Below are 15445 nucleotides of genomic sequence, written 5' to 3'. Positions count from 1 at the left end.
GAATGAATTCCTTCAAATGAAAAAACCTGCAAGAGACATCGCTCTTGCAGGTTACGCAGTATTACTTTTGTTCTTCTGTATTGCGAGTCAGGATTTTGTCAATCAGGCCGTATTCAAGCGCTTCTTCAGCAGACTTGAAGTTATCGCGGTCTGTGTCGCGTTCGATCACTTCAAGCGGCTGGCCAGTACGTTCAGCAAGGACTTTGTTTAATTTGTCGCGAAGCAAGAGAATGCGTTTCGCGGCAATTTCAATTTCTGTCGCCTGACCTTGTGCACCGCCAAGAGGCTGGTGAATCATGACTTCACTGTTTGGAAGCGCATAGCGTTTGCCTTTTTCGCCGGCAGCAAGCAGGAATGCGCCCATTGATGCAGCCATACCGATACAAATTGTAGATACCTTCGGCTTAATAAACTGCATGGTATCATAGATCGCCATACCGGCTGTGATAGAGCCGCCCGGGCTGTTGATGTAAATAGAAATATCTTTTTCAGGGTCTTCTGCTTCTAAGAATAAAAGCTGTGACACGATGGAGTTCGCAACGTTGTCATCAATCGCAGATCCAAGCATGATGATACGATCCTTTAATAGACGAGAATAAATGTCATACGCTCTTTCCCCGCGGTTCGTTTGTTCAATGACTGTAGGTATTAAATTCATAATGCTCCTCCTTCACCTTTTAGGTAAGTATGTAGTTACATGATACATTTTTGGTCAATAAAGGTCAAACAAAAAGCTGGCTGAATATGCAAAGTCGTCTCTTTTTCCCATTTTCCCCAAAAATACAGGGGTTCAAACCATCATATGTCAGATTGCCAAATCAGATGATGTGTCTGTTTAAAAAAAACCGCTCTTGAAATAGAGGGTTGTTATTTGAATGGAATTATCGTATAATTAGTTGTGCTGACGTTCTTATAACGCAGTCAATATGCGCTCGTAGCTCAGTTGGATAGAGCGGTGGTTTCCGGTACCACGTCTGTCGGGGGTTCGAATCCCTCCGAGCGCGTCCAATAGAACAACAGGAAAGACAAGGGTTTGGCATTTTGCCGCTCTTGTCTTTTTTGTTTTGTTTTAAAAAATCTTTCTCATCGGAACATAAATTTTCCTCCAGCCGGGCACGTTATGAGATGTGCGATATTGAATCTGTAAGGAGGATGAACATGGGTATTTTAAGCGGAAATCCGCAAGATGAACCGATGCATTACGGTGAGGTATTCAGCTTGTGGAGTTATGTGATGGCGGGCAATAAAATGGTCGGCAATTACCAGATGTTATTGCATCATGTCGGTGATGAAGACCTGAAGAAGCTGCTTCGTGAGTCCATTGAGAAGTGCCAAGATGAAATGAAACAAGTCAGTGCGATACTGAAAGAAAACGGTGTGGCGCTCCCGCCGGCTTCTCCTGAACCGCCGGCTGCAGATCTTAAAGATATTCCGCCGGGTGCGCGGTTTCTCGATCCGGATGTGGCGGCCTCTGCGGCAGCGCAAAATGCTGCAGGTCTTGTGACATGCAGCAAAATTATGGGACAGTCAATTCGTGAGGATATTGCCATGATGTTTGGACAATTCCATATATCTAAAGCGGCAACCGGCGCAAAATACTTAAGGCTGCTAAAAAACAAAGGCTGGCTCATCCCGCCGCCGCTTCATCTTCAAAAACATCAAGACGCTTAACGGCAAGGGCATATACAGCTGTATATGCCCTTATCTTATGATTAAGCCGTAAGACGCAGGCCGATGACCCCGGCGAGGATAAGGCAAAGGGAAATCAGCTGTGGCAGCTGAAACCGCTCCTTAAACCAGATGACGCCGACCGCCGAAACGCCAATACTGCCAATGCCGGTCCAGACGGCATAAGCGACGCCGGCAGGCAGGGCCAGCATCGCTTGTGAAAGGCAGTAAAAGGATAAGCCAAAACCAACAGTCATCACAATGATCGGCCATTTTTTCCTTGTACCGTCTATATATTTCATGGCAACGGCAGCTATAATTTCTTCAATGCCGGCAACCACTAATAAAAACCATGCCATTATTTTTCACCTCCCGGCTGTGATGTGCTTTCTTTCGTAAATAGCTTCATTCCTAAAATACCGGCCAGCAATATAACTAAAAAGAACATTTGCGCTGCTGAGAAGGATTCGCCCAAAACAATTCCGGTGATATATGTTCCGATGGTTCCGATTCCGACAAATACAGTGTATGCCGCGGCCATCGGGATTTTTTGATAAGAGCGGATTAACAGTATAAAGCTGATTGCGATCAAGATAAAAATGATTATCCAATCTATAAGCGAATCGGCATGTTTAAGGGAGGAAGCCCAAACAACTTCTAAAAGACCTGCAATAAACACAAGCACCCAATTCATATGAAACACCTCTCTATTTTGTGAATGAACGTCAGTCATTTTTAAGGCATTAAAAAATGAGCGGTGTTACCCAGTCATTTTTTAAGCTGTACCTAAGCTTCGTTTTAAGAAAGTAAAGATTTCTTTTTTAAACACTTCAATATTTTCATCTTGTTCAAATCCGATATAGAATCGTTCAGCTGTGTTCTCGACCAAGTTGATAATCGTTCTGGCTGTCCATTTCGCATTGATTTCTTCAGTCACCTCATGGTTTTTAATCGCCTTATGGATGATTTTTTCGAGCCAGGAATAATAAGGCTGATAGATCGTCTCCCATTTTTCCATGGAGTGGTCGATCGCAAGCCCAGAGTAACAGAGGACGATTATATCCTTATGGCGTTCTGTAATGAGAAATGTCTCATCAATTAATATATCTAAAACGGTCCAAAAACCTTCGTCTCCATGCAGTCTTCCTTTGATTTGATCCAGCGTATGGGTGAGAAGATTTTCTGCGATTGCCGGGATGAGAGCGTTTTTAGATGAGAAATACAAATAGAACGTTCCTTGGGCAGTGCCGGCCTTTTTGACAATATCAGAAATAGAGGCCTTGTCGAGACCTTTTTCAGAAATGACTTCAATGGCGGCCTGCAGAATTTTTTCATATTTGCCTGATGTTTGTTTTGGCATAAGGAACACCTCCTGTAATGACTGACTATCATTCATTTTATCGCGGGTATGTGCGTTTGTAAAGAATAAAGAAGCAAGAAAAACTCTTGCTTCTTTATTTATCATAATCAATGGCGGCTTTCGGGAGTCCGGTATACTTTGCCCAGTAGTAAATCGCAAGTGAGCCGATGGCGACCAAAATGAGGTCGACGGGATTGCTGATGATGCCTAAACCGTGTCCGAAAGACCCGATGAAGGAAAAGATCAGCATCATGATATAAAACCCGACAAGCCACCACGCTGATTTTAACTGCTGGGCAAGACTGACATCCTCTTGAGGCGCATATTTTCTGAAACAGAGATAGATCAAAAACATCACGAGCTGTGAACCGAGCAGCCAGGAAACGGTTGTCCATCCTGACCAGTACACGATAAACGCCGTGAAGATAAAGGAAAGCGGCCCGATAATGCTCATTCCTTTTAAATAAAACGGCCTGTTTAAGTCCTTCGCATTGACCCTCAGCGCAGCTGAAGAAATCGGTGCAATCGCATAAGAAAGAATGAGCGCGACAGAACAGACATTGACGAGCGCGTTCCACGAAGGGAAGGGAAGTGTCCAGAAAATGGACAGGGCAAACGAAAGCCAGAGTGAAGCACGGGGTGTCCCCGTTTCTTTATTCACTTTTGAAAATATGCTAAATAATGTGCCGTTACGCGCCCAGGCGTAAACGAGGCGAGACGTCGTATTCATAAAAATATTCCCGTTTCCTCCGGGAGACAGAATGGCGTCTAAAATGACAAGCGTTGCAAGCCAGCCTAAACCGAGCATAATCGCAATATCTTTAAACGGCAATGAGAACTCCCGCCCGATTGCGGGCCAGCCATGTTTTAGCGTTTCTGTCGGGATTGCGCCAATAAAGGTGACCTGCAAAACCGTGTAAATGATGGTTGAAACGATAATGCAAATGATTAAAGCGATCGGGATATTTCGTTTTGGATTTTGCACTTCACCAGCAACAGCCACAATCGGGTGCAGGCCGAGATACGCAAACATCACGCCGCCTGTCGAAATCGCAGCCTGAATACCTGTAAAACCAAACGGCGCAAATCCTTCAATAGATAAATTCTCAGGCTGAAAATGAAAGATCAGCACGATAATGATGGTAATCGGTACAATATATTTAAAAATTGATATGATGAAATTCGCCTTAGCGAAGGTTTTGACGCTCCAATAATTCAGCAGGAAAAACAAGCAGAGCAAGGCGAATTGCAAGATCCAGCCAGCAATGGTCGGCGAATCAGATCCTTTTATGGTCAGGCCGGGAAACCAATAGGCCACATACTGACGCACAGCCGTCACTTCAATTGAAATCAGGCTAGTGTAAGCGACAATCGTGACAAATGAAATTAAATAGCCGACAAGATGGCCATGTGAATAAACGGGGTATCGAATGATGCCTCCGGTACGGGGCAGAGCGGCCCCAAGCTCCGCGTACACGAGCCCGATTAACAGAATGATGGCTCCGCCGATAATCCAGGAAAAAGCGCCGGAGGGTCCTGCTTTTGAAGCGACATTACTGACAGCGAACAGCCATGCTGACCCAAAGATGGCACCCATCCCAATCAAAATCAGATCAAACAGCGACATTGATTTTTGAAAATTTCCTTGTTTAGACATCCGCTTCCTCCTTAGAAACCAGCCTTATATTCCTTACAATGCCCAATATGTAACAGAGAATACCGCTCTAATAAAAAAACAGGTGCAGCAAGCGCCGCACCCGTTTTTTATTCATGAATCGCATCAAAATGTTTCACCGTTATATTTTTGAATGAGGCTGTGCCGCCGTCAGAATAAAGAGTAATGCCCTTATCTTCAGGTTTTGGGAATACTTCATTTGAAAAAACAGTTTTCCCGTCGCCGACAAATACTTCTATCGTTGTTTTATCGACGAGAATTTTCAAATGCGCCTTTTGTTTGCTTACATCGTAAGGAGCCTTGCTTTCGACATAGGTATTGCTTTTGTCAGGCTGATTTGTGGCCGCTCTGTTGACATACGCATAGCCGCCTTCGGCGAAAATGCCGACATCAATGTGGCGCTTTTGATCTTCTGACTCTCTCAGTCTGACGCCTGCGTTTTTCAGCTCTGACCAAGAAAGATCCATATCAAGCTGGTACGTATCACCTGTGATGGACAGTGTCTTTGATCCGCTCACATCCTGATCCTCTATTTCGTCAGTTGAAACGGTCAGCTGCTCCAAAGCTTCAATCGGCTGTGAGACGAGGCTGTAGGTGCCGTCCTGCTCCTGCAGCCGGAGTTCGCGTATGACTGAATCTGTGCCGTTAAAGCCGTTCTTCATTGTCGGTGTGTTGTTGGCGTAATCCCAATTGTTCATCCAGGCAAGCGCATACCGCTTTTCTAATGGATCTGTGCTTTTGCCGTCTTCGAACGTCACGCCCCCGTACCAGTCAAAGCCGTGGTCAAGCCATTGGGCTTCGGTCTGATCCGCTGTAAATTCTTTTCCGTCGAAGCTCCCGGTCCAGTAGGCGTACGTATTTGGTTTGCCCCAAGGTTTGCCGTTCGCGCTGGCACCGAGAACCCACTTATTCGTTCCGTCACTTGCCCGCATCATGTAGAGATCAGGACATTCCACAATTCCCGCTTGTTCCGTGAAGAATCCGCTTGTGTAATGCCAGTCCTTGAGATTATCGGATTCATAAAAGCCGATTTTTGTTCCTTCAGCCATGACCATTACCCATTTGTTATCCTGGTCATCCCATATGACTTTCGGGTCTCTGAAATCCTTTGTGCCCGGATTAGGCATAACAGGGTTATCACTGTAGGACTTGAATGATTTTCCTTTGTCTGTGCTGTACCACAAATGTTGCTCCTGCTTTTTGTCTTTGGCTGAAGGCTGTGTCACAATCGCAATAAGTGCATTTTTCCCGAATCCGGCTGTGTTTTCTTTATCCATCACGACAGAACCGGTCCAAATGTCACCGTCTGGGTTTGTATATTTCGGGATAGCCACGCCTTCATCGGTCCAGTGCACCAAATCCTCTGAAACGGCATGGCGCCATTCTGTGCCGTTGCCTTTTGGATAATCTTGGTTATAAAGATAGAAATAATGATACTTCCCATCAAAATAGAGCGGTTTTTGGGGATCATTTTTCCATTTGTCGGGTGCCGTAAAGTGATATGCAGCCCGGTAGTCTGGCTTATGTGTTGGTTTTGTTTTTTTGACAGGTTCTTCGTTTGGCAATAAATCGATAAACAGCAGTATTCCTGCAAAGGTGAGGAATACGGTTAGCCACTTGCCTGCTTTTTTATAGTTCATAGGGGATTCACCTTTATGATGTTGATAAGAAATAAAAGAAAATGCCAATAGGATATCGGCATTTTCTTTTGCGTTTTTATTTGTTAACTGTTAATTGTCCTTGTTCAAGGATGCTGTCTTTTACAACAGATGTTTTCTTGCCTTTGATGTTCAACAGGAAGCTTGGCGCAAACGTTGCTTGTCTGTCAGCAAAGAATCCTCTGTTTGTCATGTAGCTTGTAATCACGACATTGTTTCCTTCAGCTTGAGGCACAGCGAAGTGTGAATAAGTAAAGGTCACATCGTTAGGATCAAGATCCATTTTTAGCACGAGGCCTGTTTTGTTCAGCGGCTTGTATGGGCCAGTTAAGGAATCAGAAACATAACCAAGCATGTAAATGTCGTTAGATGTGATGCCGTCGATCGTCATTTTTGATCCGCGAGAGTCAGTGAACAGATACCATTTGCCATTCATTTTAAAGACGTTCGCGCGTTCGATTTCATCTGTAACTGTGTTAGATGCAATTAGCGGTTTCATCACTTTTTTCAGTGTGTAGTCATCGTTTAGCTCAATGATACCGAGTGCGCCGTTTGCTAATTCAGCTGTGCGTTTTTTATCGCTTTGCAGAAGTTTTTGATTTTCTTGACGGAAGAATGATGTGCTTTTGCCATAGTATGCTTTGTTAAATAAAGATTCTTCGCCTTGGTAGCCATCTTCAGTTCCAGTGTTTGCTTCAAATACTAAGTATTTGCGGCCTTTATCTTCTACGTAGTGAGGATCTCTCAGCGTATGGTTATCGCCTGAGCTGTAGTTGCCTTCATCGATAAACTGCTGTACATTTTGATACGTTTTGCCGTCACCGTCAAAGATTGATTTATAATCCTCTACACCGTTGATGTTCAAAGAGCTGTCTGTTGTTGATACGTTAACCTGTGCAGTTGTCAGTGTTTGTTTACCGTAATGTTTACCCGAGAAATCAGTGTAGAATAAACGGATTTTTCCGTCAGATGTAAATGTAGCTGAACCAGACCATTCTTGCGTTTGATCTTTTAGGATAGAATCATTTGCATCGAATTTGTCGCTGTCTTTAAAGACGCGTCCAGCATTTTTCCAGCTGTCAATAGACGTTTCGCCGACTTTTTGGTAGAACATGTAAATAGATGTGTCATCCGCATTTTTAGGGTCTCCGGCTAATGCAAAAACGATGTGGTAGCCGTGATAGTTTGCGACTGTGCCGTCAGCGTTTTGCAATGGCCAGCTGTCCCAAACGTCCAGACCTTTTGCAGAAGAGATATTTTTAATTGTGGATGGATCGAATTCAGGCACCTGATATTTTTCATTTTTTTGCTGTTCAGGGATTTGCAGCATATCATGGCGGGTAATATGGGTAATGCCGTAAGTTTCCTTATACGGTTTTTGATTTGTTTCTTTCGCAAACGCTTGAGTCGCGCCTCCTGCCAGCAGTGCAGTAGTAAAGGTTAATACTGTTGCTTGTTTTGCAAACTTTTTGATGTTCATCGTTCATGTCTCCTTTTTTATGTACTGTGTTAGCGGTCTGCTTCGTCCAGCCCTCCTGTTTGAAGATGGCAAGTCAGTTACGCACAATAAAAAAAGACCTAAAATATGTAAGGGGTGACGCCAAAGAATACACTTTGCCCTTTACACATTTTAGGTCTTGCCTGCTTTATCAGTAACAAACCTGCGTGATTTACTTTTCGACATCATTCTATTAGACTCTCGTTTGGATTGCAACTGGTCTATTTTCCTCTTTTGTTTGATAGAAAATCATAAAAGGATTTAAAAGTTACAGGTCTAAAGAACTAATGCGGATGGCTATTTCTTTTCATTCTCTGTATTTTTTATAACGCCTGATGCATGGGCATAAAGTTACCTTTTGAGTAATGATTCAGAAAATGATCATCCAGGGTGAAGCATGACTTGAAATTCATCTTGGATCAAAAGCAGTAATTCGTTTTGGGAACTTGCTGCTGTCATTTCTATTTTTGAGCACAGTCGGGCAGATCCCGTTTCAATGTCAGTAACGACCAATATAATAATGTATTGCTAGCCAACAAATGATAGAAGCGAAAGATTTTTAAAGAGGAAAAAGTCATGCCGCCACGGCCATCAAAATGGATTAAGAGGAACGATCGACCGGAACCTCTTTTATCACCAAGTGTCATGCAAGGCAGATATGGAAACACCCCAACCTCTCAACAAAACCAGTCCTTCGCACCAATTACTAACCAGCCTATTTCTGCTTTCAGAGCCACGAGCAATATGAATTTGTGTCAGTGGCTGCAAATGCAGCTAGCGGAGTCTTATTTCAAAATGAGCAATTTGATTTGGCGAATGAATATAACCCCGACACATCTACATTTTCACCGAGAACAGCAGGCGTATATTCTCTTAATGCATCAGTTGAGTTTCAAGCGAATGCGAATGTTGACTTCAACTTAGAAGTCGTATTTCTCGTGAATCAAGATGTGGTAGGCGGAAATAATGAAACTCAAGCAGGGAATCTCCCGGCAGTAGCCATTACGGAAATTCTTCAGTTAAACGCCGGAGATACGGTGACAGTTGCAATGAGAAGAAGTACTGCCGCCGGAACAATTCAAGCGACTACGAGAACTCGTTTTGCAGCCGCTAGAGTTCCTTCTCTGACTTCATAAAAAGGGGATATTTGATTCATGTAAATCTAAGCCGCTATATTAAAGTTGATTTTTCCTGTTTGAGGAATGATCAACTTTTTTGTTATTTTCAAAATATTTGAAACGTTAATAGCTTAGTAACGTACAGAGATATGGGAGGTGGTAGAATGAAGCAGACTAAAAGGAAGCATCTCAAGACGTTATTTGAGACATTAGGCGAAAAACATCAGTTCAACGGGACGGTTCTGGCAGCGGAGGATGGCGATATCTTATATCATCACTCTTTCGGTTATGCGGAACTGAAGGAAAAACGCCCCTTGCAAACAAACTCTTTGTTTGAATTAGCATCTCTGTCAAAGCCTTTTACAGCTTTGGGAATCATATTGCTAGAGGAGAAGGGGATTCTTGGGTATGAAGACAAAGTGGAGCGCTGGCTGCCGGGTTTTCCTTATAAGGGCGTCACGATTCGGCATTTATTGAACCATACGTCAGGGCTTCCTGATTATATGGGATGGTTTTTAGCCAATTGGGATCAACACAAGATTGCAATGAATCAGGATATTGTGGATATGCTGATGAATGAGGGGCTGCCTGGTTATTTTGAGCCGAATGAAGGCTGGCTGTACAGCAATACGGGGTATGTGCTGCTGGCGGTTATCATTGAAAAAGCATCTGGCATGAGCTATGCGGATTATATGAAAACATATATTTTTTCACCGGCCGGCATGAATGAAACGAGAGTGTATAATCGGGGGCTTCGGCCTGAGCGGATGGATCATTATGCATATGGATATGTGTATGATGTACATTCCGAAACGTACGTCCTACCTGATGATCTTGAGGAAACGAACTACGTTGTGTACCTCGATGGCATACAGGGAGACGGTACAGTTAACTCTGTCACAAGTGATTTGTTTCGATTTGATCAGGCTTTATATCAGGACAAATTGATCAGCGATGCTTCTAAGGAAGCCGCGTTCTCTCCTGTACAGCTGAACAATGGGGAAACAATCGATTACGGTTTTGGCTGGGTGCTGCAAAACAGTCATGAAAAAGGACGGATCGTCAGCCACAGCGGAGGATGGCCCGGCTATTCGACGACGATGATCCGATATATCGATCATCGTAAAACGCTGATTTATTTGAGCAATAAGGAAGAGGATGCTGAATATGAACAAGCAATTCTGCAAGCGGCGGAAAATATTTTATTTGGCCAGCCATATAAAATTCCGGAACGTCCTGCTGATAAAAAGAAAAAAGATATTGATCCGGCGATATACAGCCGCTATGTGGGAAGCTACGCTTTTCAGGACGGAACGGCTGCACGGGTGACAGCTGAGAATGAACTGCTTTATTTGGAGATCACCGGGCAGCTGAGACTGGAATTGTTTCCTTCCTCGGAAACCCGTTTCTTTCTGAGGTCATTGTCTGTTGAAATCGAATTTTTGTTAGGTGATGATGCTGTGAAAAGCTTTATCCTCTATGAGGATGGCTCAGAAGAAGAAGCAGTCCGCACGATTTAGAAAGGAATGAATTTGATGATCGGAATATTAGCCGGAATGGGGCCAAAATCGACCTCGCCGTTTATTGATAAGGTAATTGATTACTGTCAGAAGCTGTATGGCGCTGCAAACGATATCGATTATCCGCACATGATGATCTATTCATGTCCGACACCCTTCTATGCAGATCGTCCCGTTGACCATGATGAGATGAAAAGAGCGATTATTGATGGAGCGGTAAAGCTCGAGAAAACAGGCGTTGATTTCATTGCTCTGCCTTGTAATACGGCACATGTCTACTATGAAGAGATTCAGCAGGCATTGTCGGTTCCTTTGTTGCATATTATTGAGGAAACGATAAAAGAGATTCCGCATCCTGCAAAAAAAGCGGTGGTTTTAGGAACAGAACCAACCATCCAATCCGCCATCTACCAAAAAGGGCTGGAGGCAAATGGACAAGAAGTTGTTCACAAGGACCATTGGCAGCAGGCTATGAACCAGCTCATTGCCGGAATCAAACAGCCGAATCATATACAGCATACACAAGCATTGTGGCAGAAGCTATATGAAGAAATCAGTCAGCATGCAGACCTCATAATTTCAGCCTGTACGGATTTAAATGCGGTGTTAGATCATATTCAAAGTGAGGTTCCGATTATCGATTCCTCTGCCTGTCTTGCAAAAAGCACCGTCAGCACATATCTTGCCTATCAAAGCTAACAAGGACTGTCTACAAACAGTCCTTGTTTTTTTATGCTCCTATTGTTTGACAGCTACATGCAATAGTGTTAAAGTAAACATGTAAATAGTTACATGATTTTTTTTGAAGGTGAGGTGGTGCTTATGAAGAAGCCGGTTTTAAAACCATTCGCCTCTTTAGAAATCAAGGTTGATCCGCCTATTACCATTGGTGAGACAGGCCTGGGACTGAGACGATTGATTCCGATTCGTTCGGGAACAATAACCGGAGAAGTAAAGGGACGTATTTTGCCGGGCGGTACCGATTCACAAATCATTCGCGCTGACGGCAGAACAAATTTATCTGCCAGGTATGTGATCGAAACAGCAGATCATGAACTCATTTACATCGAAAACAATGGAATACGGCAAGTCAGCGAGCCGTTTCGAAAACAAGCCGCGGCCGGGGAAATCATTGATCCGGAGCATGTTTATTTCCGTACGGTGCCGACATTTGAATCAGGCAGTGAAGCCTATCAATGGCTGCATGACCGCTTGTTTATCGGTTCCGCAGAAAGAACCCCTGATTACGTTCGACTAGACATTTATGAAGTACAGTAAAGACTAAGGAGAGTGTGAAAGATGGAAAACTTTATCGGAAGCCACATGATTTATACTTATGAAAACGGATGGGAATACGAGATCTATATTAAAAACGACCATACAATCGATTATAGAATTCATAGCGGAATGGTTGCCGGACGCTGGGTTCGGGATCAGGAAGTCAATATTGTCAAACTGACAGAAGGTGTATATAAAGTTTCTTGGACAGAGCCGACAGGCACAGATGTTTCATTAAACTTTATGCCGAATGAAAAACGCATGCACGGGATTATTTTCTTCCCGAAATGGGTGCATGAACATCCTGAAATTACGGTCTGCTATCAAAATGACCACATTGATCTGATGAAAGAATCCCGCGAAAAATATGAAACGTATCCAAAATACGTTGTACCTGAATTTGCGGAAATTACATTTCTGAAAAACGAGGGTGCCGACAATGAAGAAGTGATTTCGAAAGCTCCTTATGAAGGAATGACAGACGATATTCGCGCGGGAAAATTGTAAGAAACGAAAAACCCGGAAAAGAGAGTTACTTCTCTTTCCCGGGTTTTCTTTTTGCTGAATATGCGGGAACCATCACAATTCCTGCGAAAAACAGTATGATTCCAGTCCAGCGTATGAGCTGATAATAGGTTGTGTCCCGTAAAAATACAACTGCAGACAAAATGATGATACAAGCTGCCACAACGATGACAGCGCCAATGTAGCCGGTTTTCCCCATGGTTATTCTCCTTTTGAAGGGAATAGTTTTTGCCTTTTTTCAGATTCAGGATCCTTCTCTATCGAAATCTCTGAATCTAAAATCAGCGTCTCTCTCGTTTCTTCATGATACGCCGGCCAATTTACATCTTCAGTGCTTGGGTTTCCTGTTTTGGCGAACGTGGTCCATGCCGATTGTATGGTGTGAGAAAGCTGTTTCACCTCATCTGTAACCTCTGCTTTTGCCATCCGTTCTAACCCGTCCAGATTTCCAAAAACAAAAGGAAGCTCTAATGCGTGAAACGCTTTATTGTACGGCGGTTTATCCGAATGCCAATCGAATCGGTACATCCAAACAGGCGCATAATGGGACTGGGCGGAGGCACAGGCGACGGCCGGGCGCCAAAATAACAAATCAGTCATCATATGAATTTGGCTTTCCAGAGAGCGTGGATATAGATCGGCAGCTTTCTTGGCCAGCGGCTGCCCTAATAAATACTCAAGCGCAGCATCAAACGTTTCCTGAGAATGAATGTCTGAGTCCGGGGTGAAAAATAAATATCCTTCATCGCGGTTTGTTCCGATTAACAGCGGAATGCCGGCAGCAGCACCTTCTGCGATCGCTTTTTCTGGTTCAGCAGGCAGCGTTTTCGGATCAAGAGCGGGCTGGAAGAGCAGCTGAAAGAGATTTTCATTTTCTGCTTTCCGTAGCTGATCGGCCGCATTAAGCAAATCTTCCGTAGATACAGTATGCAATCTGTCCAATTGGCTCTCGGAAATCCCAAGGACCTTTAAAAAGGCTGCCGCGGTGCTTGCCGCTTTTTCCTTCGTCATCGTTCGGGAAGCGCCGCTTTCCATGATGGCTTTCTGGAAAAGGCCTTTTGCCGCAGGCATAGCGAGCAGTGCGGCAATGCTCATGCCGCCTGCGGATTCTCCAAATACCGTTACGTTATCTGGATCACCGCCAAACGCAGAGATATTGTCTCGCACCCATTTTAGTGCGGCGGCTTGGTCCAGCAGCCCAAGATTATCGGAATATGTCTCATCAAACGAAGACAAATGTAAAAATCCAAATGGCCCTAGCCGATAATTCAGTGTAACGACAATGACTTCTCCCTGTGCTGCAAGTCTTGACCCATCATATAATGGCTCACTGCCTGCCCCGAGATAAAAAGCGCCGCCGTGAATCCACACCATGACAGGCAAGTTTTGACTCGGAGTGTCAGGCGCAAATACATTGACATACAGGCAATCCTCAGACTGCTGGGGAAGCTCCCCATATGAAAGTGACAGCAAATCAGGCGGCTGCGGACAAATCGGGCCGTACGCTGTTGCATCCAGTACGTCCTCCCACACGTCAGGGGGCTCCGGTGCTTTAAAACGCAATTGTCCGATAGGCGGCTTTGCATAAGGGATGCCTTTCCATATATGTACGCCGTTTTCTGTTGTGCCTTTTACTTTGCCGTAATGAGTCGTGACTGTTTTATGAGACATCGCTTTCTCTCCCTTTTTCCCCCATTATACACAGATTTACCCTGCGGATGCGAATGTAAGCCCTTAACCAATATTCATCTGCCCATCGTTTTGAAAAAGGATTTGACTTCCTGGACGGTCAAACCGATTTCTCTTGCTTCCGCCATCAGCGCTTTCCATTCTTCTATATTGGATTCTGTCAGTTTACGGTTGCGGTAGGATGCGGTTTCGGGCTGTTCTTTCTTCAGTCTGTTCGTAAAAGTGAACAATTCTTCCTTTTCCATTCCGGCTTGTACGGCTTGCACAAGATGTACGCGCCATTCTTCTTCACCGCCGCTGATTTTTTCATACATCATTGTTTCTGCGTCGAATAATTCTGTTAATTCAACATCCAGTGTGGCGGAAACTTTTTTTAAAAATTGAACGGACGGATTCGTATGAACGCCTCTTTCAATCTTGCTTAAATAGGATTTAGATACACCTGACTCAACAGCCAGCTGATTTATAGAATAGCCTTTTCTTTTACGGTACAAACGGATAATTCTTCCAATCATAATATGAAATTCTCCTCTATTCCTGTCGTTATTTCGTTCATTATAAGGAATTATTCGTTCTTTATAAAATTTAAAATAATAAGGGAAGTGCAGTAAATAAGAGGAAAATCATGATTTTGTTCTCTAAAGAGAACTTATTGGCTTATTTTGCAATTTTTAAATAATAAAGTTTTCTTTTATAATCCAATCATTAACAGAAAGGGGCGCGGGAAGCCTGAAGGCTATGAATACATGAATGAGAATATGAGTTTTAAAGAATTATATGCGATTGTCAGACACAGATTCGTGCTGATTCTGCTCATCACAATCGGCGTCACCCTTATTACGGGGGTTGTGCAATTTAAGGTTATTTCCCCGACCTATCAGGCGTCGACGCAAGTGCTGGTTCATGAATCAGACGGTGAAGAAAACTCGAATCTCAGTGACATCCAGCGAAATCTTCAGTACAGCAGCACGTTCCAATCGATTATGAAAAGCACTGCCTTGATGGAAGAGGTCAAGGCGGAATTGCATCTTTCTGAATCGGCTTCCTCGCTGAAAGGAAAAGTGATTACCAGCAGTGAAAATGAATCAGAAATTATCACCGTTGCCGTCCAGGATCATGATCCGGCGAAAGCGGCTGAGATTGCGAACACATTAGTGAATAAGTTTGAAAAAGAAGTAGATGAAAGAATGAATGTACAAGGCGTACATATTTTATCAGAGGCGAAAGCTTCGGAAAGCCCGATGATCAAGCCGGCCCGGCTGCGAAATATGGTCATGGCTTTTGGCGCTGCTGTCATGGGCGGCATTACACTGGCATTTTTTCTGCATTTTCTCGATGATTCGTGCAAAAGCGCACGTCAGCTCAGCGAGAGAACCGGATTACCATGCTTAGGCTCCGTCCCTGATGTCCAAAAAGGGCGGAATCGCGGGATAAAACATTTCGGGGAGTGAAGCGA

The 15445-nt window shown here is 43.9% G+C and carries 17 protein-coding genes and 1 tRNA gene; 8 read left to right on the top strand and 10 right to left on the bottom strand.

All coding sequences use genetic code 11. From position 1 onward, the window contains the following. Positions 1 to 61: 61 nt before the first annotated feature. Complete coding sequence (gene clpP / locus M1M80_RS17955; protein WP_003219849.1) at positions 62 to 658, bottom strand: ATP-dependent Clp endopeptidase proteolytic subunit ClpP; 597 nt, start codon at positions 656 to 658, stop codon at positions 62 to 64. Between the two features lie 270 nt (positions 659 to 928). Here clpP and M1M80_RS17950 point away from each other — a divergent pair. Both M1M80_RS17950 and M1M80_RS17945 read left to right on the top strand, forming a co-directional pair. Further along, positions 929 to 1004 (top strand) — tRNA-Arg (locus M1M80_RS17950). Between the two features lie 154 nt (positions 1005 to 1158). Continuing rightward, positions 1159 to 1671, top strand: coding sequence for a DUF3231 family protein (locus M1M80_RS17945; RefSeq protein WP_019259546.1), 513 nt, complete (start codon positions 1159 to 1161; stop codon positions 1669 to 1671). Between the two features lie 41 nt (positions 1672 to 1712). Here the strand turns inward: M1M80_RS17945 and M1M80_RS17940 are convergent, their stop codons facing one another. The 6 genes from M1M80_RS17940 to sacB form a co-directional block, all read right to left on the bottom strand. Then, positions 1713 to 2027, bottom strand: coding sequence for a DMT family transporter (locus tag M1M80_RS17940; RefSeq protein WP_019259545.1), 315 nt, complete (start codon positions 2025 to 2027; stop codon positions 1713 to 1715). Continuing rightward, complete coding sequence (locus M1M80_RS17935) at positions 2027 to 2362, bottom strand: DMT family transporter (RefSeq protein WP_060399550.1); 336 nt, start codon at positions 2360 to 2362, stop codon at positions 2027 to 2029. The genes M1M80_RS17940 and M1M80_RS17935 overlap by 1 nt, the downstream gene beginning before the upstream one ends. Before the next feature lie 81 nt (positions 2363 to 2443). After that, positions 2444 to 3028: a TetR/AcrR family transcriptional regulator gene (locus M1M80_RS17930; protein ID WP_060399549.1), complete on the bottom strand. Its 585-nt coding sequence runs from the start codon at positions 3026 to 3028 to the stop codon at positions 2444 to 2446. A gap of 94 nt (positions 3029 to 3122) precedes the next feature. Beyond that, positions 3123 to 4685: an aspartate/proton symporter AspP gene (gene aspP, locus M1M80_RS17925; RefSeq protein WP_060399548.1), complete on the bottom strand. Its 1563-nt coding sequence runs from the start codon at positions 4683 to 4685 to the stop codon at positions 3123 to 3125. 107 nt (positions 4686 to 4792) lie between these two features. Then, positions 4793 to 6343 carry a glycoside hydrolase family 32 protein gene (locus tag M1M80_RS17920; RefSeq protein WP_060399547.1) on the bottom strand — a complete coding sequence of 517 codons (1551 nt, stop codon included), beginning with the start codon at positions 6341 to 6343 and terminating at the stop codon, positions 4793 to 4795. Positions 6344 to 6419: 76 nt separating this feature from the next. Then, positions 6420 to 7841, bottom strand: coding sequence for a levansucrase (sacB, locus tag M1M80_RS17915; protein WP_060399546.1), 1422 nt, complete (start codon positions 7839 to 7841; stop codon positions 6420 to 6422). 776 nt (positions 7842 to 8617) lie between these two features. On the opposite strand from sacB, the gene M1M80_RS17910 reads away from it, so the two are divergent. The 5 genes from M1M80_RS17910 to padC all read left to right on the top strand — a co-directional run bounded on the left by M1M80_RS17910 (position 8618) and on the right by padC (position 12282). Continuing rightward, entirely contained in the window at positions 8618 to 8995 is a 378-nt protein-coding gene (locus tag M1M80_RS17910; RefSeq protein WP_060399545.1) for a C1q-like domain-containing protein, read from the top strand. A 146-nt stretch (positions 8996 to 9141) separates the two neighbouring features. After that, a complete protein-coding gene (locus M1M80_RS17905) occupies positions 9142 to 10497 on the top strand; it encodes a serine hydrolase (protein ID WP_060399544.1) in 1356 nt (451 codons plus the stop codon). 15 nt (positions 10498 to 10512) lie between these two features. Next, on the top strand, positions 10513 to 11196 hold the full coding sequence (locus tag M1M80_RS17900; RefSeq protein WP_060399543.1) for an aspartate/glutamate racemase family protein: 684 nt from the start codon (positions 10513 to 10515) through the stop codon (positions 11194 to 11196). 123 nt (positions 11197 to 11319) lie between these two features. After that, complete coding sequence (locus tag M1M80_RS17895) at positions 11320 to 11775, top strand: DUF3237 domain-containing protein (protein WP_060399542.1); 456 nt, start codon at positions 11320 to 11322, stop codon at positions 11773 to 11775. Positions 11776 to 11796: 21 nt separating this feature from the next. Continuing rightward, the gene (gene padC, locus M1M80_RS17890) at positions 11797 to 12282 is read left to right on the top strand and encodes a phenolic acid decarboxylase (RefSeq protein ID WP_003235304.1); all 486 of its coding nucleotides are present in this window, start codon (positions 11797 to 11799) and stop codon (positions 12280 to 12282) included. Between the two features lie 25 nt (positions 12283 to 12307). Here padC and M1M80_RS17885 read toward each other — a convergent pair whose 3' ends face one another. From M1M80_RS17885 to slrR, 3 genes are all read right to left on the bottom strand, one after another. Continuing rightward, the gene (locus M1M80_RS17885; protein WP_003235302.1) at positions 12308 to 12499 is read right to left on the bottom strand and encodes a hypothetical protein; all 192 of its coding nucleotides are present in this window, start codon (positions 12497 to 12499) and stop codon (positions 12308 to 12310) included. Between the two features lie 2 nt (positions 12500 to 12501). Beyond that, positions 12502 to 13971 (bottom strand): para-nitrobenzyl esterase, encoded by a 1470-nt coding sequence (pnbA, locus tag M1M80_RS17880; protein WP_060399541.1) that lies wholly within the window; start codon positions 13969 to 13971, stop codon positions 12502 to 12504. Positions 13972 to 14045: 74 nt separating this feature from the next. Further along, positions 14046 to 14504 carry an HTH-type transcriptional regulator SlrR gene (gene slrR, locus M1M80_RS17875; protein WP_060399540.1) on the bottom strand — a complete coding sequence of 153 codons (459 nt, stop codon included), beginning with the start codon at positions 14502 to 14504 and terminating at the stop codon, positions 14046 to 14048. A 231-nt stretch (positions 14505 to 14735) separates the two neighbouring features. On the opposite strand from slrR, the gene M1M80_RS17870 reads away from it, so the two are divergent. Beyond that, the gene (locus tag M1M80_RS17870; RefSeq protein WP_060400063.1) at positions 14736 to 15440 is read left to right on the top strand and encodes a YveK family protein; all 705 of its coding nucleotides are present in this window, start codon (positions 14736 to 14738) and stop codon (positions 15438 to 15440) included. Positions 15441 to 15445: the final 5 nt, after the last annotated feature.

Origin of the sequence: Bacillus inaquosorum (genome assembly GCF_023238325.1) — a bacterium.
GTDB classification, from domain to species: domain Bacteria; phylum Bacillota; class Bacilli; order Bacillales; family Bacillaceae; genus Bacillus; species Bacillus inaquosorum.
This window is presented reverse-complemented; position numbering and strand designations above follow the sequence as displayed.